Annotated in this window: 16 protein-coding genes; 6 read left to right on the top strand and 10 right to left on the bottom strand. The window is 63.9% G+C overall.

Translation table 11 applies throughout. From position 1 onward, the window contains the following. The first annotated feature begins 3 nt into the window (after positions 1-3). The 4 genes from ACFFNA_RS01615 to ACFFNA_RS01600 are packed head-to-tail and all read left to right on the top strand — an operon-like array spanning position 4 to position 3,876. Complete coding sequence (locus ACFFNA_RS01615) at positions 4-1,305, top strand: cytosine deaminase (protein ID WP_378915076.1); 1,302 nt, start codon at positions 4-6, stop codon at positions 1,303-1,305. Continuing rightward, positions 1,305-2,708, top strand: a complete 1,404-nt coding sequence (locus tag ACFFNA_RS01610; protein WP_111547668.1) for an FAD-binding oxidoreductase — start codon at positions 1,305-1,307, stop codon at positions 2,706-2,708. The genes ACFFNA_RS01615 and ACFFNA_RS01610 overlap by 1 nt, the downstream gene beginning before the upstream one ends. After that, complete coding sequence (locus ACFFNA_RS01605; RefSeq protein WP_378915074.1) at positions 2,708-3,289, top strand: NAD(P)H-dependent oxidoreductase; 582 nt, start codon at positions 2,708-2,710, stop codon at positions 3,287-3,289. The genes ACFFNA_RS01610 and ACFFNA_RS01605 overlap by 1 nt, the downstream gene beginning before the upstream one ends. Beyond that, positions 3,289-3,876, top strand: a complete 588-nt coding sequence (locus ACFFNA_RS01600; protein ID WP_111547523.1) for an NAD(P)H-dependent oxidoreductase — start codon at positions 3,289-3,291, stop codon at positions 3,874-3,876. The genes ACFFNA_RS01605 and ACFFNA_RS01600 overlap by 1 nt, the downstream gene beginning before the upstream one ends. 146 nt (positions 3,877-4,022) lie before the next feature. On the opposite strand, the gene ACFFNA_RS01595 is transcribed toward ACFFNA_RS01600, so the two are convergent. From ACFFNA_RS01595 to relB, 5 genes are all read right to left on the bottom strand, one after another. Further along, the gene (locus ACFFNA_RS01595) at positions 4,023-6,473 is read right to left on the bottom strand and encodes a GcvT family protein (RefSeq protein WP_378915072.1); all 2,451 of its coding nucleotides are present in this window, start codon (positions 6,471-6,473) and stop codon (positions 4,023-4,025) included. After that, the gene (locus ACFFNA_RS01590; protein ID WP_111547521.1) at positions 6,470-7,651 is read right to left on the bottom strand and encodes a pyridoxal phosphate-dependent aminotransferase; all 1,182 of its coding nucleotides are present in this window, start codon (positions 7,649-7,651) and stop codon (positions 6,470-6,472) included. The genes ACFFNA_RS01595 and ACFFNA_RS01590 overlap by 4 nt, the downstream gene beginning before the upstream one ends. After that, a complete protein-coding gene (locus ACFFNA_RS01585) occupies positions 7,644-8,549 on the bottom strand; it encodes a homocysteine S-methyltransferase family protein (protein WP_111547520.1) in 906 nt (301 codons plus the stop codon). The genes ACFFNA_RS01590 and ACFFNA_RS01585 overlap by 8 nt, the downstream gene beginning before the upstream one ends. Further along, entirely contained in the window at positions 8,546-10,999 is a 2,454-nt protein-coding gene (locus ACFFNA_RS01580; RefSeq protein ID WP_378915069.1) for a GcvT family protein, read from the bottom strand. Before ACFFNA_RS01580 ends, ACFFNA_RS01585 begins: the two co-directional genes overlap by 4 nt. A gap of 104 nt (positions 11,000-11,103) precedes the next feature. Next, complete coding sequence (gene relB, locus ACFFNA_RS01575; protein WP_111547518.1) at positions 11,104-11,667, bottom strand: type II toxin-antitoxin system RelB family anti-toxin; 564 nt, start codon at positions 11,665-11,667, stop codon at positions 11,104-11,106. A gap of 203 nt (positions 11,668-11,870) precedes the next feature. Between relB and ACFFNA_RS01570 the strand changes: the two genes are divergently transcribed. After that, complete coding sequence (locus ACFFNA_RS01570) at positions 11,871-12,575, top strand: nitroreductase (RefSeq protein ID WP_111547517.1); 705 nt, start codon at positions 11,871-11,873, stop codon at positions 12,573-12,575. Between the two features lie 43 nt (positions 12,576-12,618). Here ACFFNA_RS01570 and ACFFNA_RS01565 read toward each other — a convergent pair whose 3' ends face one another. The 5 genes from ACFFNA_RS01565 to ACFFNA_RS01545 form a co-directional block, all read right to left on the bottom strand. Then, entirely contained in the window at positions 12,619-14,061 is a 1,443-nt protein-coding gene (locus tag ACFFNA_RS01565; RefSeq protein WP_378915067.1) for an MFS transporter, read from the bottom strand. Positions 14,062-14,236: 175 nt separating this feature from the next. Then, positions 14,237-14,824 carry a sarcosine oxidase subunit gamma gene (locus tag ACFFNA_RS01560; protein ID WP_378915065.1) on the bottom strand — a complete coding sequence of 196 codons (588 nt, stop codon included), beginning with the start codon at positions 14,822-14,824 and terminating at the stop codon, positions 14,237-14,239. After that, a complete protein-coding gene (locus ACFFNA_RS01555) occupies positions 14,817-17,825 on the bottom strand; it encodes a sarcosine oxidase subunit alpha (protein ID WP_378915064.1) in 3,009 nt (1,002 codons plus the stop codon). The genes ACFFNA_RS01560 and ACFFNA_RS01555 overlap by 8 nt, the downstream gene beginning before the upstream one ends. Further along, positions 17,822-18,118, bottom strand: coding sequence for a sarcosine oxidase subunit delta (locus ACFFNA_RS01550; RefSeq protein WP_378915062.1), 297 nt, complete (start codon positions 18,116-18,118; stop codon positions 17,822-17,824). The genes ACFFNA_RS01555 and ACFFNA_RS01550 overlap by 4 nt, the downstream gene beginning before the upstream one ends. Positions 18,119-18,206: 88 nt before the next feature. After that, positions 18,207-19,466, bottom strand: a complete 1,260-nt coding sequence (locus ACFFNA_RS01545; protein ID WP_378915060.1) for a sarcosine oxidase subunit beta — start codon at positions 19,464-19,466, stop codon at positions 18,207-18,209. A 207-nt stretch (positions 19,467-19,673) separates the two neighbouring features. Between ACFFNA_RS01545 and ACFFNA_RS01540 the strand changes: the two genes are divergently transcribed. Beyond that, the gene (locus ACFFNA_RS01540; protein WP_378915058.1) at positions 19,674-22,163 is read left to right on the top strand and encodes a mechanosensitive ion channel family protein; all 2,490 of its coding nucleotides are present in this window, start codon (positions 19,674-19,676) and stop codon (positions 22,161-22,163) included. Positions 22,164-22,170 lie beyond the last annotated feature (7 nt).

Below are 22,170 nucleotides of genomic sequence, written 5' to 3'. Positions count from 1 at the left end.
TTCTTGGTACCGAACACAGGTTCATACCGCCTCGCCAACGCCCGGCTTCACGCGTCGCTGACGCCGGGACTTAGCGCTGCTTTCGACAGCGATGGCTTTGCGCTTGCCGACATCGCCGTCGCTGACGGCAAAATCGCAGGCATTGCCGAGCATGGCCGAACAGCAGTGCCGGTGGACGCCGTCGACCTTGCCGGCCGCATCATCCTGCCGTGCTTCGTCGACTGCCATACGCATATCGACAAGGGTCATATCTGGCCGCGCAAGCCCAACCCGGACGGCACCTTCATGGGTGCGCTGAACGCCACTGGCGCCGACCGCGCCGCGCGCTGGAGCGCCGAGGACGTGGCGCGGCGCATGGATTTTTCCCTGCGCTCAGCCTATGCGCATGGCACCAGGGCGCTGCGCACCCATCTCGACAGCGTCGCGCCGCAAGAGGAAATCTCCTGGCCGGTGTTCGAGACGATGCGCGAGACATGGCGCGGCCGCATCGAGTTGCAGGGCGCGTGCCTGATCGGAATCGAGGGCGTGCGCGACAGGAGGTGGTTCGACAGGCTGGCAAAACGGGTTGCCGCGGCCAAGGGTGTGCTCGGCGTCGTCACCTATATGGTGCCGGATCTGGAAGAACTGCTCGACCACGTCTTCGCGCAGGCGATCAAGCATGGCCTCGATCTCGATTTCCATGCCGACGAGACCGACGACATCGCCGCGATCTCGCTGAAGAAGATTGCCGAGGCCGCGCTGTGGAACGGCTTCGAGGGCAACATCCTCGTCGGTCATTGCTGCTCGTTGGCGCGCCAGCCGGACCTCGATGTGCTCGACACGCTGGACAAGGTGGCGAAGGCGGGGCTCGCAATGGTGTCGCTGCCGATGTGCAACCTCTATCTGCAGGATCGGCGCGCCGACCACACCACGCCGCGCTGGCGCGGCGTAACGCTGCTGCACGAGATGAAGGCGCGTGGCATTCCGGTGGCGGTTGCTTCCGACAACACACGCGACCCGTTCTATGCCTATGGCGATCTCGACATGCTGGAGGTCTACCGCATGGCGACTCGCATCCTGCATTTCGATCATCCTGTCGCCGACTGGCCGCAAGCGGTGACCGCGACACCGGCCAAGGTGATGCGGCTCGACGGTTTCGGCACGCTGGCCGCTGGCGGCGATGCCGACTTCGTCGTGTTCAAGGGCCGGAGCTGGACGGAATTGCTGTCGCGGCCCGAATCGGATCGCATCGTCGTGCGCGGCGGGCGCGCGATCGACCGGCAATTGCCCGACTATGCCGAACTCGACGGACTGATGGTGGAATGATGGACGTTTCGGCGCTCAAACGCGATCTCGACGGGCTGAAGCTCGACGACAATCCGGCCATCGTCCAGCAGAAGAGCCGCGATTTCTACTGGTACAGCCCGGTGCTGAAGCAGCAGCTCGACCACGTCACCGGCGACCTGATCGTGACGCCGAAGGACGAGGCTGAACTGGTCCGTGTGCTTGCCGCCTGTCATCGGCATGGCGTGCCGGTGACGCCGCGCGGCAGCGGCACCGGCAATTACGGCCAGGCGATGCCGCTCTCCGGCGGCGTGGTGCTCAACCTTGCCGAGATGAACGAGATCAAGTCGATCGCGCCGGGGCGCGTGGTGACCGGACCGGGTGCGGTTCTGGCCGACATCGACAGAGCAACGCGGGCGCATTCCGGCCAGGAACTGCGTCTGTCGCCGTCCACCTACAACACGGCCTCGATCGGCGGCTTCATCGCCGGCGGTTCGGGCGGCGTCGGCTCGATCAATTTCGGCGGCCTGCGCGATTTCGGCAATGTGTTGCGGCTGCGCGTGGTGACCATGGAGGCCGAGCCGAAGGCGCTCGAACTCACCGGCGAGGATCTGCACAAGGTGACCCACGCCTATGGCACCAACGGCATCATCACTGAAGTCGAGATGCCGCTGACATCAGCCTATGACTGGGTCGATGTCATTGTCGGCTTCGACGCCTTCATGGATGCGGCCCGCTATGGCAATGCCCTGGCCTGCCAGGACGGCATCCTGACCAAGCTAATCACGCCGATAGCGGCACCCGTGCCGCAGCTCTATTTCAAGCGGCACCAGAAGTTCCTCAGCGATGGGCAGAGCATCTGCGTCGTCATGGTGGCGCAGCATGGGCTGGACGCCTTCCTGGCCTTCACCCGCCGTGCCGGCGGCGAGGTGATCTTCAATGCCGCCACAGCAACGCCGGAGGATAAGAAGGGTCTGCCGCCGGCCTATGAGCTGGCCTGGAACCACACCACGCTCAGGGCGCTGCGCGTCGACCCCTCGATCACCTATCTGCAATCGCTCTATCCCTTTCCCAACCAGCTGGCGCTGGTCGAAAAGATGGATGCTATGTTTCCCGGCGAAGTCTTTTCGCATCTCGAATTCGTGCGGCTGGACGGCAACATCACCTGCTTTGGCCTGCCGCTGGTCAAGTTCACCACGGAGGAAAGGCTCGACGAGATCGTGCGCCTGCATGAGGAGAATGGCTGCCCGATCTTCAACCCGCACCGCTACACGCTGGAAGAGGGCGGCATGAAGCAGACCGACGCGGTGCAGCTTGCCTTCAAGCGCGAGACCGACCCGCAAGGCCTGCTCAACCCCGGCAAGATGATCGCCTGGGAAAACCCGGATTACGACTACCGTTCAGGCCGGACATTCCTGTTCAAGGGGCTGCAAAAGGCCGGCTGATGAACATCCTCGTCCTCCACGCCCATCCGGTCGAAGCCAGCTTCAACGCCGGCCTGCACCGGATGATCGTCGAGCGGCTGACGGCAGCGGGCCATACGATCGATGATTGCGATCTCTATGCCGAGGATTTCGATCCGCGGCTGACGCGCCAGGAACGGCTGGACTATCACAATCAGCGCGGCCCGGCTGACCCCGTGGCGCCCTATGTCGAGCGGCTGCTTCGGGCCGATGCGCTGGTGCTTTCCTATCCGGTCTGGAATTACGGCTTTCCGGCGATCCTGAAGGGCTTCTTCGACCGTGTCTTTCTGCCCGGCGTGTCGTTCAAACTGGTCAATGGCAAGGTGCAGCCGTCGCTGCATAACATAGTCAAGATCGCGGCGGTCACCACCTATGGCGGCAGCCGGTTCCGTGCCATGCTGATGGGTGATCCCCCGCGCAAGCTGATCAAGCGCATGCTGCGCGCCACGGTAAGACCCGGCGCGCCGGTGAGCTACCTCGCGCACTATGCGATGAACCTGTCGACCATTGAGACGCGTAAGGCTTTCATGACCAAGGTAGCGGCCACCATGGACGCCTTCTGATGCGCGCGCTGGTGGTCTACTGCCACCCGGTGCCGGAAAGCTTTTGTGCCGCAATCCGCGACACTGCTGTCGACGTGCTGAAGGCGAGGGGCTGGGAGGTGCGGCTGCTCGACCTCTATGCCGAGAAATTCGACCCGGTGATGGGTTGCGACGAGCGGCGCTCCTACAATGACCAGGCGCCGCAGGATCCGGCGCTGAAGCCGCATTTCGAGCTGCTCAACTGGGCCGAAGCGATCCTGTTCGTCTATCCGACCTGGTGGTACGGGCTGCCAGCGATGCTGAAGGGCTGGCTCGACCGGGTGTGGGCGACGGACGTCGCCTTCAAGCTGCCGGCGGGCAAGGGGCGGATCAAGTCGCTGATGACGCATGTGACCAAGGTGGGTGTCATCACCACCTGCGGCGCGCCGACCTGGTGGAGCGTCGTCGTCGGCCAGCCTGGACGCAAGACCCTGCTGCGCGGCATGCGGGCGCTGTGCGCGACGCGCTGCCGGACCTTCTTCCTGGCGCACTATCTGATGGATGCCTCGACGCCACAGACGCGGGCCGCGTTTCTGGCGAAAGTGCGAGGGAAGCTGGAGCGGTTTTGAGGGGTTAGCGTCCTTCTCCCCGTTCACGGGGAGAAGATGCCGGCAGGCAGATGAGGGGCGGCACAAACTCTCCGGACTCTGACGCCGCCCCTCATCCGGCCCTTCGGGCCACCTTCTCCCCGTGAAACGGGGAGAAGGGAAGAGCGCTACATTCTCGTCCGTTCCGACTTCGGATCGTACATCGGCTTCAGCGATGATTCCGCAGCAAAACGTTCGCCGGCGATCTCGATCTCGTAGGACGAGGCCAGCACATCCGCTTCGCTTTCGCCATGACACGGCACATAGCCAAGCCCGACGGCACCACCGAGATGATGGCCGTAATTGCCTGAGGTGATCGGGCCGACGATCTTGCCGTCGCGCAGGATCGCCTCGTTGTGGAAGAGCAGGGGTTGCGGATCCTTCAGGCGGAACTGCACCAGCCGGCGTGACAGGCCGACTTCCTTCTTGCGCAGCACCGCATCGCGACCGATGAAGTCGCCCTTGGCCGTTTTGACCGCGAAGCCGAGGCCGGCTTCCAGCACATTGTCCTCATCGGTGATATCGTGGCCGAAATGCCGGAAGGCCTTTTCGATGCGGCAGGAATCCAGCGTGTGCAGGCCGCAGAGTTTTAGCCCGACATCCACGCCAGCCTCGTCGATTGCCTCGAAGACATGGGCTGCCTGGTCGGTCGAGACATAGAGCTCCCAGCCGAGTTCGCCGACATAGGTGACGCGGTGCGCACGGGCCAGGCCCATGCCGATCTCGATCTCCTGAAACGTCCCGAACGGGTTGGCTTCGTTGGAGAAATCGTTGGGACTGACCTTCTGGATCAATTTTCGTGCGTCCGGTCCCATCAGGCAGAGCACGGCTTCGGTGGCGGTGACATCGGTGACGACCACGAATTCGTCGGTCAGATGCTTGCGCAGCCAGGCGAGGTCGCGCTGCAGCGTCGCGCCGGGGACGACGAGGAAAAACGCCGTCTCGGACAGCCGCGAGACGGTGAGGTCGCTCTCGATGCCGCCGCGCTGGTTGAGCATCTGGGTGTAGACGATCTTGCCCGGTGCCACATCCATGTCGTTGGCGCAGAGCTTCTGCAGAAAGGCACAGGCGTCACGGCCCTCGACGCGGATCTTGCCGAACGAGGTCATGTCGAACAGGCCGACGCCGTTCCTGACCGCCAGATGTTCCTCGCGCTGGTTGTCGAACCAGTTCTGCCGCTTCCAGGAATAGCGGTATTCGCGCTCCTGGCCGTCGCGGGCGAACCAGTTGGCGCGCTCCCAGCCGGCGACTTCACCTAACACGGCGCCACGCGCCTTCAGATGCTCGTGCAGGGGCGAGCGCCTGATATTGCGCGACGTCGCCATCTGCCGATAGGGGAAATGGTCGGCATAGAGCAGGCCCAGCGTTTCGGAGACGCGCTCCTTGAGGTAACGGCGGTTCTTCTGGAATGGCTGGGCGCGGCGGATGTCGACTTCCCACAGATCGAAGGGTGCTTCGCCGTCATTGATCCACTGCGCCAGCGCCATGCCGGCGCCGCCGGAGGAGACGATGCCGATCGAGTTGTAGCCGGTCGCCATCCAGTAGCCGGACAGTTCCGGCGCCTCTCCGAGATAATAGCGGTCGTCGGGGGTAAAGCTCTCGGGACCGTTGAAGAAGGTGTGGATGCCGGCGGTCGCCAGCATCGGCATGCGGTTGACGCCCATTTCGAGGATCGGCTCGAAATGGTCCATGTCCTCCGGCAACTGGTCGAAGCAGAAATCCTCGCGGATGCCGTCCATGCCCCAGGGCTTGGCCACCGGCTCGAAGGCGCCGAGCATCATCTTGCCGGCGTCTTCCTTGTAGTAGGCGCACTCGTCCGGCACACGCAGCACCGGCAGACGAGAGAGGCCGGGGATCGGCTCGGTGACGAGGTAAAAATGTTCGCAGGCGTGCAGCGGGATGGTGACGCCGTTCTGAGCGCCAAGCTCACGCGCCCACATGCCGGCGCAGTTGACGACGATGTCGGCCTCGATGGTGCCTTGTTCTTCGCCTTGCGCCCACGACACGCCGGAGACACGACCGGCCCTGGTATGGACCTTGGTGACCTTGACATTCTCGACGATGGTGGCGCCGCGCTGGCGCGCGCCCTTGGCCAACGCCATGGCGATGTTGGCCGGGTCGCACTGGCCGTCGAGCGGCAGATGCACGGCGCCAACGACGTCGGACACATTGAGATGCGGGTACATCTCCTTGACTTCATTCGGTGAAATCTCGCGCACGTCGACATCGAACGCACGTGCAAGCGACGCCTGCCGGTAGATCTCGTGCTTGCGCTCCTCGGTCAATGCCACGGTGATCGAGCCGACCTGGCGCATGCCGGTGCCGACTTCGGTCTCGGCTTCCAGCTTGACGTAGAGGTCGGCCGAATATTTCGCCAGCCGCGTCATGTTCTGCGAGCCGCGCAACTGGCCGATCAGGCCAGCGGCATGCCAGGTCGTACCCGACGTCAGCTGCTTGCGTTCCAGGAGCACGATGTCGGTCCAGCCGAGCTTGGCCAGATGGTAGGCGACTGAACAGCCTGAGACGCCGCCGCCGATGATGACGGCTCGGGCTTTCGTGGGTATAGCCTTGGCGGTCATGCGGCCTCGCGGCGATAGCTGGAAGCAAAACGGCGCAGCCGAAGCGCTGCTTCTTGCAGCACGGGCTCCGGCTGGCAGAGGCTGATGCGAATGTGACCGGCGGCCGCCTCGCCGAAGCTGGAGCCGGGCATGACGCCGACGTTTTCCTTGTCGAGCAAGGCCCAGGCGAATTTCTCGTCGTCGGGTTCGACGGCTGATATGTCGAGCATGACGTACATGCCGCCTTCAGAACCGCGCACGGTGACATCGTTCATGCCGCGCACGGCATCGAGGAAGACCGTGCGGCGCGCGGCGTAGCGTTCGGCGATCTCCTTGACGCCATAGCGGTTCTCGAGCGCCTCGGCGCAAGCGATCGAGATGAAGGCCGGCAAACCATAGGTCGTCACCAGATTGAGATTGATCAGCAGCGAGATCATCTCCTGCGGACCAGTCAGCCAGCCCATGCGCCAGCCGGTCATGCCGTGGCTCTTCGACATCGAATTGATGACCAGGGTGCGCTCGGCCATGCCGGGCAGCGAGCGCGGAGAGACGTGCTCGCCGCCGCCCAGTGTCCAGTAGACTTCGTCCGACAGCAGCCAGAGGTCATGCTCCCTGCAGACCTCAGCCAGCTGTTCCAGCCGCTCTCGCGAATAGACCGCACCGGTCGGGTTGTTCGGCGTGTTGATCAGAATGGCGCGCGTGTTCGGCCGAAGCGCTGCGCGGATCATGTCGGCGTGCGGCTGGAAGCCATCCTCGGCTGGCGTCTCGACCACGGTGAAACTGGCACCGGCGGCGCTGAACGTGTTGGGATAGGTGGCGTAGTAGGGCGCCACCACGATGGCATGGTCGCCCTGATCGAGCACAGCTTGCACGGCCGCGTAGAGTGCGGCCTGGCCGCCCGGCGTGGCGATGACCTGATCCGGCGTCGTCTCGACGCCGGTGCAGGCGCTCGAGGCTGCCGCCATTGCCTTGCGCAGGCGCGGCAGGCCGGGAAGCGGGGTGTAGTGGTGATTGCTGCCGCGAACCGCGGTCACACAGGCTTCGATCGTTTCGGAAGGCGTGTCGAAATCATGGTCGCCGACTGACAGCATGATGATGTCTTCGCCGGCCGCCTTGCGGGCCCAAGCGGCCGAATGGACTTCCCAGCCGTCCTTGCCCGAAGGCACGATGCCGGAAATGCGCGACGATGGTCTAGGCATGTGTACCTCCAGAAATTTCGTAACCGGCCTGTTCGAGCCGGTCGCGCAGCGCGGCGATATGCGGCGGTCCGACTTCGCAGCAGCCGCCGACAATGCTCGCGCCGGCCTCCACCCAGCCGATCGCCTGGTCGGCATAGGCGTCCGGACCAAGGTCGTGGCGTGCGTGCAGCACATCCACCGTGCCGCCATGCTTGAGCGCTTCGGTGGAGGTGAAGCCATTGGCATAGGCGCCGACCGGGCCGCCGAGGTCGATCAGTTCAGGCAAAGCCGCGGCGATCGCTTCCGGCCGGCAGCAGTTGAGCAGCCGCGCGGCGACCGCCAGGCCGTCGAGCGCGCTTGCCGCGTTGGCTATTGTCTCGCCACTGCGCAGTCGTGGCTTGCCGTGATCGGCCAGTGTCCACGATACCCATATGGGTTTTCCGCTTTCCGACGCGGCTGTGACCGCCGCGCGCGCTTCCTCGGCCGACGCCATGGTCTCGCACAGGAACAGGTCGACGCCATCCGCCTGCTCGTCAACGATGCGGCGATAGATGTCGAGCGTATCCTGATATGAAATGGTCAGCGCGGGCGCGTAGCTGCCGAAAAGCGGTGACAGGCAGCCGGCGATCGCTGCATCGCCGGCCTGGTCGCGGGCCTGCTTGGCCAATTCGATGCCGCGCTTCTGTAAAGGCTTGAAGAGGTCATCCGCGCCCTCGCGCGCCAGGCGTTCGGGTGTCGCCGAATAAGTGTTTATGGTGATGACGCGGGCGCCGGCACGGATAAATTCGGCGTGCAGGTCGCGCACCAGATCCGGCTCGTCGATCAGCACCCTGGCCGACCATAGCGGCGTCGGCTCGGATTTGCTGCGGCGGACCAGTTCCTGGCCCATGCCGCCATCCGTGAGGATGATTTTCTTCATGCGCGCAGCCTCTCGTTCTTCGGATCCCACAAAGGCTCATCCTTCTGCACGACCGCCTGAAAACGGTCGCCGAAGATTTCCACCTCGATCGCTGTTCCCGGTTCCGCCAGATCGGCGCGCAGCATGCCGAGCGCGATCGATTTGTCGATCCGGTGACCCCAACCGCCTGATGTCGTTTCGCCGACGATCTTGCCGTCGTGCCAGAGTGTGGAAACAGAAGGGGCGTCGCAGTCACCGGGGTTCTCGACGACCAAAGTGACGAAGCGCTTCTTCACGCCTTGCTGCTTCTCGTTCTGCAGTGCCGCCTTGCCGCGGAAGTCGGGCTTGTCCCATTTGACGAAGCGCTCCAGCCCGCCCTGCAAGATCGAATAGTCGGTCGACAGGTCGCCCTTCCAGGTGCGGTAGCCCTTTTCGAGCCTGAGCGAATCCAGCGCGTACATGCCGAACGGTTTTAGACCATGCTGCTGTCCTGCCGCGCAGATGCCGTCGAAGATGGCGGCGGTGTCGTCGACCCTGGTGTGGATTTCCCATCCGAGTTCGCCGGCGAACGAGACGCGCACCAGCTTCGCCCAGCGGCCGGCAATCTTCGTCTCCTGATGCGTCAGCCACGGCAAAGTGAGGTCGGCGTCACAGACATCGGCGAGGATTTTTCGCGAGTTCGGGCCGGCCAGGATCTGGGTGGCGAATTCCTCGGTGCGGTCGATCAGCTTGAACGGCGCATCCTTGGGCATGCGCGATTTCAGCCACTCGAAATCATGCCATTGCGCGACCGCCGCGGTGATGAGCGTCATCAGGTTCTCGTCATGGCGCACGACGGACATTTCGGTGACGATGCGGCCCTTGTCATCAGCGAAATAGACGAGGCCGATGCGGCCGGGCTTTGGCACCAGCCCGGTGACCTGCAGGCTCAGCCATTCGGCAGCACCCGGACCGTCGAGGTTGAAGCGCGAGAAGCCCGGCAGGTCGAGAATGCCGGCCGCGTCGCGGACGGCGAGACATTCCTCGCGGACGCGATGCTGCCACGGCCCTTCGCGACGGAAGGTCAGTGTCGCTTCCTCGGAGATGTCGTCGCCGTCTTTCGCGTACCAGGTGGCGCGTTCCCAGCCATTATAGGCGTCGAAGCGGGCGCCGAGCGCCTTGATGCGATCATGGATTGGCGACAGCTTGCGGTCACGGCCCTCCGGCCAGGCATGGCGCGGGAACTGGATGGCGTATTCGTTGCCGTAGATCTCCATGCCCTTGGCGACGCAGTAGTCCGGCGCCGCAGCAAAGGAGGTGAAGCGGCGTGGGTCGCACGACCACATGTCCCATTCGGTCTGACCTTGTGTCACCCATTCGGCCAGCACCTTGCCGGCGCCGCCGCCCTGGGCGATGCCGAAGGTGAAGACACAGGCCTCGAAGGCATTGGGAACGCCGGGCATCGGGCCGATCAGCGGATTGCCGTCCGGCGTATAGGGGATCGGACCGTTGATGATCTTGGACAGGCCGGCCGTGCCCAGGATCGGCACGCGGGCGACGGCATCGGCCAGATAATGTTCCAGCCGATCGAGGTCGTCGGGGAACAACTGGAAGGAAAAGTCATCCGGCATCGGATCGTTGTGGGTCGCCCAATGCGCGCGGCAATTGCGCTCATAGGGGCCGAGATTCATGCCGTTCTTTTCCTGGCGCAGATAGTAGGAGGTGTCGACGTCGCGCAGCAGCGGCAGCTTTTTGCCCTGTTCTCTCGACCACGCCGCCAGTTTGGGGATCTCCTCGAACAATATGTACTGATGGCTCATCACCATCATAGGCACCTCGCGACCGAACATCTTGCCGACTTCGGCGGCGCGGTAGCCGGCGGCATTGACGACGATCTCGCAGCGGATCTCGCCTTGCGGGGTCTCGACCACCCATTCGTCGTTCTCGCGGCGCACGCCGGTGACCGGGCAGAAGCGGATGATCCTGGCGCCCATGTCGCGCGCCCCCTTGGCCAGCGCCTGGGTCAACTGCGCCGGGTCGATGTCGCCATCGCTCGGATCGTAGAGCGCGCCTTTCAGATCATGCGTCTCGATGAAGGGGTAGCGGAGCTTGATCTCGTCGACGCCAACGATGTCGATGTCCATGCCCTGATAACGGCCCATGCCCTTGGCACGCTGGAATTCCTGCATGCGCTCGACCGAATGGGCCAGGCGAAGCGAACCGGTGACGTGGTAGTTCATGGGATAGTCGACCGCTTCGGCCAGCCCACGGTAAAGCTCGGTCGAATAGCGCTGCATGTTCATCAGCGACCAGGACGAGGAGAAGGTCGGCACATTGCCGGCTGCATGCCAGGTCGAGCCGGAGGTCAGCTCGTTCTTTTCGAGCAGCACGCAGTCGGTCCAGCCCGCCTTGGCGAGATGATAGAGCGCGGAAGTGCCGACCGCACCACCGCCGATGATCACCACGCGTGCCGTGCTCGGCAAACCCGCCATGTTCTTCTCCCTGACAAAACCCAAAGCGCGTTGCGCTTTCTATTTTTTGTTTTTGATGCGTGTCGTTGTCCCAAAAGCGCTGCACACTTTTGGGCGACATGCATTCAATAGACTGGCGGCGAAACCACCCAGATGACAACCGCCGGCTCGGTACCCGGATTGCGCCAGCGGTAGGGCTTGCCTTCGAAGCGAAAGGAGTCGCCTTCGCCAAGCCGATGCCAGACGCCTGATATCTCGATGTCGAACAGTCCGGACGCGACGTATCCGGCCTCCTCGGTCGGCCTACGCGCCTCGGCCTTCAGTTCCGCGCCCGGCGCGAAGACCGAACGCACCATCTCGAAGCTACCGCCGAGATCGGGCGACAGAAGCTCCTCCACCAGGCCGGATTCGCTTGTGCCAAGCGTGCGGCGCCTGCCGGCGCGCACAACCACGCCACGCTCGCTTTCGACCGGCACGTCATGGCTGAAGAACAGACTGATCGGCACGCCGAACAGTTCGGCGAAGGCTCTGAGATCGCTGAGCGAGGGCGTCGAGAGGCCACGTTCGACCTGGCTGACCCAGCCGACCGAACGGCCAAGTTTCAGGGCGATCTCGGCAAGCGTCAGCCCGCGCGCCTTGCGCAGCGCCCTGATATCGCTGGCCAGCACGCGTTCGTCAGGTCCCTGCAATGTTCTTGGGATAGGTGAAGGCAAAACGCTCACTTCATGAAAAGTTCCAGTCAAATTTCATGAGAAAACAAGCTCATGAAAAAATCAAGTGGATTTTCACCAATGCTCAAGATTTGCTTGCAGGATTTTGGCGGTTCATGCAAAGGCTCGGCCACGAGCGGCGAGTGGGGATGTCCGATCGAGACAAAGGGTAAGGACGGCCCATGCTGGAAAACAACACCCTAATTGCGGACGAAGCCGAGATTGTCGACGAGGCGATCCTGTCGCGCCGCTCGGTGCGTGCATTTCTGCCCGACATGGTCGACGACGACACCATCCGCGCCATTCTGGCGGTTGCGGCGCGCGCTCCATCGGGCACCAACATGCAGCCATGGAAGGTTTACGTCACCAAGGGCGAGATCAAACAGCAGATCACCGACGCCATTCTCAACTCGGGCATCCGCGCCGAAAAGGCCGATTGGGACGAATACCGCTACTATCCGACCCAGTTCTTCGAGCCGTATCTGACCCGCCGCCGCGCCAACGGTTTCGGGCTCTATGGCGCGCTCGGTATCGGCCGCCGCGAGGTCGACAAGATGCGTGCCCAGCACGACCGCAACTTCGTCTTCTTCGACGCGCCGGTCGGCATGATCTTCACCATCGACCGCCGGCTCAACCAGGGCTCTTGGATCGACTATGGCATGTTCCTGCAGAACATCATGGTCGCGGCGCGGGGCAGGGGGTTGCACACCTGCCCACAAGCAGCGTTCGCCCCCTATCACCGGCAGATCCGGCCGGTGCTCAACATCCCTGACGAGGAGATCGTCGTCTGCGGCATGGCGCTTGGCCATGAGGACACGTCCAAACCCGAAAACGCCTTCCGCACCGACCGCGTGCCGCTGGAAGAGTGGGTGACGTTCAGCGAATAGCCACCTTGAGTAGGACCGACGTGGTGGCCCAAGTCTGGCCTTGCTATTCGGTGTTCATCTGTGCGCCGTGGCCGCTGACATGGGCGCCGTCCTGCGGCGTCAGCTTGAGATAGGCGAGCAGCGCGCACAGCGTGATGACGCCCTCGATCACGAACAGGATCCGGAAATCGTTGGTCACGGCCGGGCCGCCGCTGGCCAGAAACGACAGTGCAGCGGCGGCGAGGCCGACGCTGATCGCCACCGCCAGCTGCCACAGGATGTAATAGAGCGCGCTGAAGCGGGCGAGCTGTTCGGGCGCGATGTCGGAATAGGCGAGATTGCCGGTCGAGGCCCATTGCGCGGAGCGGAAGACGCCGAAGATGAAGATGTAGGCAAGCACGATCCAGACCGGTGTGGTTGCCTGCATCAAGGCAAAGCCGGCGACCATGGCGGCGACGATCGGTGTGTTGTAGACCAGCACGCGGCGGAAGCCGAAACGGTTGAGAACGCGCGGCATGAAGAACCGCATCGCCACCGAGCCGACCGCGGCGACGAAGGTCAGCGATCCCGCCTGCACCGCGCTCATGCCGAAGCCCAGCTGGAACATCAGAGGTAGCAGGAAGACGACCGAGCTGAGGCCGATCGTGTCGAGCCCGCCGCCAGTGAGGAAGGAGATGCGGAAGGTGCGGATGCGCAAGAGCTTGAGGTCGAGCAGCGGATTGCGCACGCGCAGGCAGTAGAACGAGGCGACGGTCAGGATGACCAGCGCCAGCGCCAGTTCACTGGCGATGACGCCGCCGGCAGCGTCCTTGGCGGCAAGTGAATCCATGCCAAAGACCAGAAGCACCATACCGCTTCCAACCAGCAGAAAGCCCGGAAAATCGAACGGCGTGCGCGCCGGCTTGGTCACTGTCGGAAACAGCGATGCGGCAAGGAAAGCCGCCGCCAGTGCGAACGGCACGTTGATGAAGAAGATCCAGCGCCAGGAAATGTAGGTGGTCAGCGCGCCGCCGACGAGCGGGCCGACCAGCGGCCCGGACTGGCCGGCCAGCGAGATGTACATGTTGATCTTCAGCGTGCGGCTGCGCGGAAAGGTCTGCAGGATGACGACCTGGCCGAGCGTGCCCATCAGCGCGCCGCCGAACCCTTGCAGCGCGCGGGCGCCGACCAGCATCCAGATGTTATCAGACAGCCCGCACAGGGCCGATGCGGTGGCGAACACCAGCAAGGCAAAGCAATAGACATTGCGCAGACCGAAGCGGTCGGCGGCCCAGCCGCCAAGCGGCATCGAGATGATCAGGCTGGCGACATAGACGGTGATCAAGAGGCCGAGCTGGCTGGGTGGGCGGCCGAGGCTTTCGCCGATACCGGGCAGCGCCGTCACCACGACATTCTGGTCGAGACTGGTCATGAAGACGCCGCAGGCAACCGTCAGCGGCAGCAGGAGCATGGCTCTGGCCGACACATCGGCGCGATCGGTGGCGCCGGCGGATATTTCTGCGGTCATTGGGATGTTCGAACCAAACGAATGTGCCGAGCCTGAGACGGGATTTTCATACCCCTTGGGCCGGTCTGGCGGCCACGTTTCCCATCATGGCCGCCTGCGGCGCGATTCTCTAGCGGCAGAACCGGCTGGCCTTGATGCCAGAAGCAGAGGCGATGCGGCCATCCGACCGCGCCGCCTATTGCACCTCGTAGCCGACTTCCTCGCTGGCATGGCAGAGAGCCTTCCAGAACGAGCGCGCGAACGAGCGAAAGACATAGATATCGAACTGGTCGGAGCCGGTGCGCTGGATCTGGGCGAAGACATCGTGATGGGTGGTCGAGCGGCCGGCGCCGACCGGAAAGGCCGGCAGCGCGAAGTCGATGGCGAAGAATTTCGCCAGCACCCATTCGGCCTTCGGCCCGGCGATGCGAATGGCGGTGCGGCCATGCGACAGGTCGGTCACTGTGCCGATGGCCGGGGTGACCACCTTGGCAAAGGCGCCGGCCAGGCCTTCGGCTTCATCGGCAACGGTGAATTTTCCCGGCGCGAAGCCGAACACCGACTTCACGCCGTCACTTAGGCCGCCGCCTGCGCCATCGGGCAGCGCAAGCCCGGTGACGGTGCGGATGGCGGCGATCAGCTTCTTTTCTTCGCCCGGCCAGGCGGCGAGCTGCATGATCGAGCCCGGCCCGGTTTCGGTCAGGATGATCTCGACGCCATGTTCGAAATTACCATGCGAGCCGACGTGAAACTCCGGCTCAAGTGGAGATTGGCGCTCAACCATGCATGCGGCTCCCATCCGGATCGAAGAAGTGGTTGGAGACGATCTCGACCGGTCCGAACCGGTTGCGCAAGGGATCGGAGACATTGGCGCGCGTGCCGTGTCGTGCCTTGCCGCCCTTGACCAGCGCCAGCGCGATATGCTTGCCGAGTGCCGGTGAGTAGCAGCAGGCGGTGATGTGGCCGATCGAGCCGTGCGGATTGACCTCGTCGATTTGCTCGACGATGTGCGCGCCGCCATTCAGCGGCCGGTTGTCGAGCGCGATCAGGCCGACGAGTTCCAGACGGTCAGACGCGATCAGACCCTCGCGGTCCATCATCGCCGAGCCGATGAACGGCTTCTTCTTCGACAGCATCCAGTCGAGATGCAGGTCGCGCGCCGTGGTGCGGCCGTCGATCTCAGCGCCGGTGACATGGCCCTTTTCGATGCGCATCGTGCCCAGTGCCTCAAGTCCGTAGGTGACCAGCCCGAACGGCTTGCCGGCCTCGATCAGCGCCTCCCAGACATGAGTACCGTAGCCGGCACCGGAATAGACCTCGAAGGCCATTTCCCCGGAGAAAGACAGCCGGCAAATCATCACCGGCACGCCAGATATCTCGCCGCGCACGATGCCCATGAAGGGCAAGGTGGCATTGTCGACTGATGTGCCGGTCACACAGGCAGCGAGGATCTGCCTGGCGTTGGGTCCGCCGATCGCGGCCCCCGCCCATTCGTCGGTCACCGAGGTGACGTGCACCTTGAGTTCCGGCCAGATCACGTCAAGGAAATATTCCAGATGCTGCATCACCTTGCCGGCGTTCGCCGTGGTGGTGGTCATCAGGAAATCCTGCTCGCCAAGCCGCCAGGTGGTGCCGTCGTCGAAGGCGAGGCCGTCCTCGCGCAGCATCAGCCCGTAGCGCGCCTTGCCGACGGCCAGCGTCGAAAACATGTTGGTGTAGACGCGGTCGAGGAATGCGGCGGCGTCGGGCCCTTGTACGGCGATCTTGCCCAGTGTCGAGACATCGACGATGCCGGCGCTCTCACGCGTCGCCTTGGCTTCGCGCACATAGGCCTGCTCGACCGTCTCCCCGGCATGGCCGTAGATCATCGGACGGTACCAGAGACCGGCCGAATACATCGTCGCGCCATTGGCGAGATGCCAGTCATGCATCGGCGTCAGCCGCTCGGGTTTCAGGTCGCCGAAACGTTCCGCCGCCAGCGAGCCGATCGACACCGGCGCAAAGGGCGGGCGGAAGCGCGTCGTGCCGACCTCGGGGATCGGCTTGCCCAGCGCCTCGGCCATGATGGCAAGGCCGGGAACATTGGAGCTCTTGCCCTGGTCGGTCGCCATGCCGAGCGTGGTGTAGCGCTTCAGGTGCTCAACCGAGACAAAGCCTTCGCGATGCGCCAACCGCACATCCTCGGCAGTCACGTCGTGCTGGAAATCGACAAAGCTCTTGCCCTTGGCCCTGATCTCGAACACAGGCGCCGGATCGGGATCGCAAGGGATGGCTTCGACAGTGGGCAACGCCGCCGGCGTGCTCGTTCCACCGGCGGCGGCAAGGCCGGCGGCGCGGCCTTCGGCGATGGCCTCAGTGGTGGAAAAACTACCGGTGAAGGCGCCGGCGCCGATCCAATGCTGTGTTGGCCACTGCTGCGTCGACTTCGGCGGCAGGAAAGCCTGCCGCGCGGCATTCCATTCCGCCTTGGCACCGGCCTGGCTGGCCAGATGGATGGTCGGCGACCAGCCGCCCGACATCAGCAGGCAATCGGCATGGATACTGCGGGCCTCGCCGGTAAGCGTGCCGTTGGCCATGTCGAAGCGCTGCAGCTTGAGACCGGACAGCGCCTTGCCGCCCTCGGTGGCGACGACGGCATGGCCGGCGAAGATCTCGGCCTCGGCTTCCGCGGCCAGCTTACGCATCTCGGCTGAAGGCTCTGGCCGGACGTCCGCAATGGCGACGACCGCGGCACCCGCCTTCTTCAAGGCCACGGCCGCCCGATAGGCACTGTCATTGTTGGTGAACAGCGCGATCCGCTCGCCCGGCAGCACGCCGAACTCGTTGGCGTAGCGCTCGGCGGCATGCGCCAGCATCACGCCCGGCCTGTCATTGCCCGGGAACACCAGCGGCCGTTCGAAGGCGCCGGTGGCCAGGACCACGGATCCGGCGCGGATCGCCCAGTAGCGATGGCGCGGCTCACCCTTGCCGGGCTGCTCCTTGTGGTCGCTGACCCTTTCGAGTGCTGCAAGCGTGTTGTTGTCATAATAGCCCCAGACCGTGGTGCGCGGCAAAAGCCGGACATTATCGCGTCCTTCGAGCTGGGCGATGGTGCGGCGGGCCCAGTCGGCGGCCGGCGCGCCATCGATGGTTTCATCAGACCAGTTGGCCGAGCCGCCGAAACGCGGCTCGAGATCGGCCAGCATGACGCGGGCGCCCTGATCGGCGGCGGCCTTGGCGGCCATCAGACCGGCCGGGCCGGAGCCGACCACCAGCACGTCGCAAAAGGCGTTCATGCGTTCGTAGCGCGCCGGGTCCTTCGCCGATCCGGCGCTGCCTAGGCCGGCGGCACGGCGGATGAAATGCTCGCAGAACATCCAGAAGCGCGTACCTTTGAGCGGACCGATCACCGGCCCCATGAAGGTCTTGTAGTAGAAGCCGGCCGACAGGATCTTGCCCCCGAGCTGGTTGACGGCGTTGACGTCCCAGGCAAGCGAGGGAAAGCGGTTCTGGCTGATGGCGACCAGCCCGTCATGGATCTCGACCATGGTCGCCGGAATGTTGGGCTCGCGAACCTCGCCCTTCAGCACCGTCACCAGCGCGTTGGGCTCCTCGACGCCTGCTGTGAGCAGGCCGCGCGGGCGGTGATATTTGAATGAGCGCCCGTAAAGCGTGACGCCCTTGGCCAGCAGCGCCGATGCCAGCGTGTCGCCGGCATGGCCGGTATAGGCCGCTCCGTCGAAGGTGAAGCGGATGGTTTTCAGCCGATCGATGCGGCCGCCGGTGTCGGTGCGGCGCGGGCTCATGACTTGTCCTCCGCCTTGCGGCGCGCGGTCGAGGTATGAGCGCCGCGCATAAAGGCGACACTCAAAATCTCATGCGTCAGCGTGTTGCGCACGACCCGCAGATGCGCGCGGCAACCGCCGGAATGCTGCCAGATTTCGTTGTGGTCGCCGGCCGGGTTCAGCCGATCGTAGACATAGGCGTTCCATGCCTCGAAATTCTGCGAGGCGGGGTCGGGACGCTCGCGGTTGCCGTCACCTTGATAGGTGAACTCGATGACGTCGCGCGGGCCGCAGTAGGGGCAGGTGATCAGCATCGAATTGTATCTTCTTGTTTGACCACGATCTTGTCGGAAAACCGGTTTCCACTTTTCGCTGGCGCGGTCCTTCGGTTCCGGATCATGTCTAATGAAGCCTGGGGTTGGCGCCCTGGCCCTTGTCGTCGATCAGCAGGCCGCGGTGGAAGCGGTCGAGCGTGAAAGGGGCGTTGAGGTCGTGCGGCTGATCCTTGGCGATGGTCCAGGCAAAGCACCAGCCCGAGGCCGGCGTCGCCTTGAAGCCGCCATAGCACCAGCCGCAGTTGAGATACATGCCGGGCAGGGGGCCGGTGGTGATGATCGGCGAGCCGTCCATCGACATGTCGCAGACGCCGCCCCAGGAGCGCAGCATGCGCACGCGGGCAAGGCCCGGAAACAGCGCCAGCATCTCGCTCATTACCTCGTCGACGATCGGCAAATTGCCGCGCTGGGCGTAGCTGTTGTAGCCGTCGATGTCGCCGCCATAGATGAGGCCGCCCTTGTCCGACTGCGACATGTAGAAATGGCCCATGCCGAAGGTGACGACGGTGTCGATAAAGGGTTTTAGCGATTCGGTGACGAAGGCCTGCAGCACGTGGCTCTCGATCGGCATCGTCTCGACGCCGGCCAGTTGCATGACGCGTCCGGTACTGCCGGCGACCGCGACGGCCACCTTTTTGGCGCGGATGTCGCCGCGCGACGTCGCGACGCCGGTGACGCGGTCGCCATCGCGCAGGAAGCCGGTGACCTCGCAATTCTCGATGATGTCGACGCCGCGCCGGTCGGCGCCGCGCGCATAGCCCCAGGCGACGGCATCGTGGCGGGCGGTTCCGGCGCGCCGTTGCATCAGGCCGCCGACCACCGGGAAGCGTGCGCTGTCGGAGATATCGAGCGCCGGGATCAGGCGTTTGATCTGCGCTGGCGTCATCAATTCAGCGTCGACGCCGAGATGGCGCATGGCATTGCCGCGCCTTGCATAGTCGTCGAACTGGGCCGGCGTGTGCGCGAGGTTCAGGCAGCCGCGCTGCGAGAACATGACATTGTAATTGAGCTCGTGCGACAGGTTCTCCCACAGCTTCATCGAATGCTCGTAGAAACGGGTGTTGGCGGGCAGCAGGTAGTTCGAGCGCACGGCCGTGGTGTTGCGGCCGACATTGCCGGACCCGAGCCAGCCCTTTTCCAGCACCGCGACATTGGTGATGCCATGTTCCTTGGCGAGATAGTAGGCGGTTGCCAGCCCGTGACCGCCGCCACCGATGATGATGACATCATAGGATGCCTTCGGATCCGGCTTGCGCCAGGCCGGCTTCCAATCCTTGTTTCCCTTGAGCGCGTTCGCGAGCAGCGAAAAGGCCGAGTACTCTGCCATAATTGTCATCCGGTTCGGGCGATGCGGCAGACTATAGAGCAGGCCGCATCCGCAAAGCCAATATTGCGCCATTGCCTTTCGACTGGCCGACGCCCGCGATCGGATGAGGTGAGCGATCGGATGCGACGGCTTGCCCCATGATATGGCCGTCTTTATCAAGGACAGGCTTTCAAATTGCCTTTGCCGCCCGTGAGTCGCCAACAAATCATGCTTTTCCGATTGCTTCGCCTCATTTTGATCCTCGCGCTTGTTGTCTCGGCGCCGCCTTCGTTTGACGCGATGGCGCAAGCGCTCGGTCAGGGCGCTGCCGGATTGATCACCGATCAGCAGAAAGTCATCCAGGGCCTGACGGCCAAGACTGACGATCTCGAAAAGAGAATACAGCAGGACGGTGAGGACGATGCCGCACTCGTTGATATCCGTCTGCAACTGGAGGATCTGTCGCGGGCGGCACTTACCAGTGCGCTGGCGTTTCGTTCGCGCCTTACCGACATCAACAATCGGATCGAGATGCTGGGTCCGCCGCCGGCGGCGGGGCAGCCGCAGGAGCCCGACATAGTGACCGGCGAACGCCAGGCGCTGGCGTCGGAAAAGGCCGAGATCAACGCGGTCGTCGCCAGCGCGCAGAACCTGTCGATCCGCATCAGCGGGCTGATCGACAAGATCGGCAATATGCGCAGCGCGCTGTTCCGCAATGTGCTCACCAAGCGCTACGTGCTGTCCGACGCGCTGAGCCCGCAGGTCTTCTCCGACGCCCAGGACGAATACGCCAACCTGTACAAGGCGGTGTCGTCCTGGCTGACCTTTGCCTTCAAGTTCAAGTTCAAGGCCATCCTGGCAGCGACCTTCGTGGCGCTCGGCTTGGCGCTGGTGCTGCTGGTCGGCGGCCGGCGCCTGTTCGGGCGGGTGTTCGAAGCTGACCCGACGGTCGAGGACCCGTCCTATCTCAGCCGCCTGTCGGTGGCGTTCTGGTCGACCTTGCTGCCGTCGCTGGCGGTCGGCGTATTCCTGGCCTCCACGGTGTTCTTTTTCAACTATTACAATGTGTTGCGCGGCGACATCGGCGTCTTCCTGAATGCGCTGGCGGCCGTCATCGCGGTGGTGTTCTGCGTCAACCGGCTGACCAATGCGGCGCTCGAGCCGCGGCTGCCGAACTGGCGGCTCATTCCCGTCGAAACCGGCCCGGCACGCTGGCTGGTGCGGCTGACGACTGCCATGGCCGTGGTCATTGGCGTCAACTATTTCCTGTCGATCGTTAACGACAAGATGGGCTCGCCGCTGTCGCTGACCATCGCCCGCAGTTTCGGCTCCACGATCATCGTTGGCGTCATCCTGATCCTGATGGCGATGCTGAGACCGTTCAAGGCGCATGACGGAAGCTGGCGGCCGTGGCCGGCCTGGCTGCGCTACATGGCGATTGCGCTCGGCCTGTTCACTATCGTTGCGGCGCTGCTCGGCTATATCGGCCTTGCCCTGTTTGTCGCGCTGCAGGTCGTCGTCACCGGCACCGTATTAATCACTGCGTATATCGGCTTCCTGTCGGCGCGGGCGATCGGCGAGGAGGGCGCTTTCGCCGACACCTCCGTCGGGCGCTGGCTGTCGGCCAATTCGAGTTACGAAGACGCCGCCCTCGATCAGCTCGGCCTCGTCGTCAGCGTCGCCATCAATCTAATGATCGTGCTGGTTTTTCTGCCGCTGATCCTGCTGATGTGGGGCTTTCAGCCCGGCGACATCGAGGCTTGGGCCTACAAGCTGGCAACCGGGATCACCATTGGCTCGGTGACGATTTCGGTCACCGGCATCCTCTCCGGCATCGTCGTCTTCATCATCGGCTATTTCCTGACGCGCTGGTTCCAGGGCTGGCTCGACGGTTCGGTGATGGCGCGCGGCAAGGTCGATACCGGGGTGCGCAACTCGATCCGGCTGGCGGTCGGCTACTCCGGTGTTGCGCTGGCGGCACTCGTCGGCATCTCGGCTGCGGGCATAGACCTGTCCAATCTTGCGCTGGTCGCCGGTGCTCTTTCCCTCGGCATCGGCTTTGGCCTGCAGAATGTAGTGTCCAATTTCGTCTCCGGCCTGATCCTTTTGGCCGAGCGGCCATTCAAGGTCGGCGACTGGATTGTCGCCGGCGATGTCAGCGGCACCGTCAAGAAGATCAGCGTGCGCGCCACCGAGATCGAGACGTTTCAGCGGCAGTCGGTGATCCTGCCCAATTCGAACCTGATCAACAACGCCGTCGGCAACTGGACGCATCGCAACAAGCTCGGCCGCGTCGACATCAAGGTCGGCGTCGCCTATGGCAGCGACGTCAAACAGGTTCACGCCATCCTGCTGGACATCGCACGCAGCCACCCGCTGGTGCTGAAGAACCCGGAACCCTTCGTGCTGTTTTCCAATTTCGGCACGGCCGCACTCGAATTCGAGATCCGCGTGTTCCTGGCCGATGTGATGAACGGCAATATCGCGCAGAACGACATCCGGTTTGCCGTGCTCGAGAAATTCAGCGGCGAGCACATCGAGATTCCCTCGACGCCGCGCGCCGTCGTCGAGGTCCACAAGCCCAAGGCCTGGCCGACCGACGACGACAAGATCGAAGCCGATTTCGTTGAACAGGAGCAGGCCAAGGTGGAGGCCGCTGCAGAGGCGAAGCGGCTCGCCAAATCGGGACGCAAGGTGCGCAAGCCCGATCCCGACTAGGGCGTGC

The organism is Mesorhizobium kowhaii (assembly GCF_042431665.1).
GTDB lineage: Bacteria > Pseudomonadota > Alphaproteobacteria > Rhizobiales > Rhizobiaceae > Mesorhizobium > Mesorhizobium kowhaii.
This window is presented reverse-complemented; position numbering and strand designations above follow the sequence as displayed.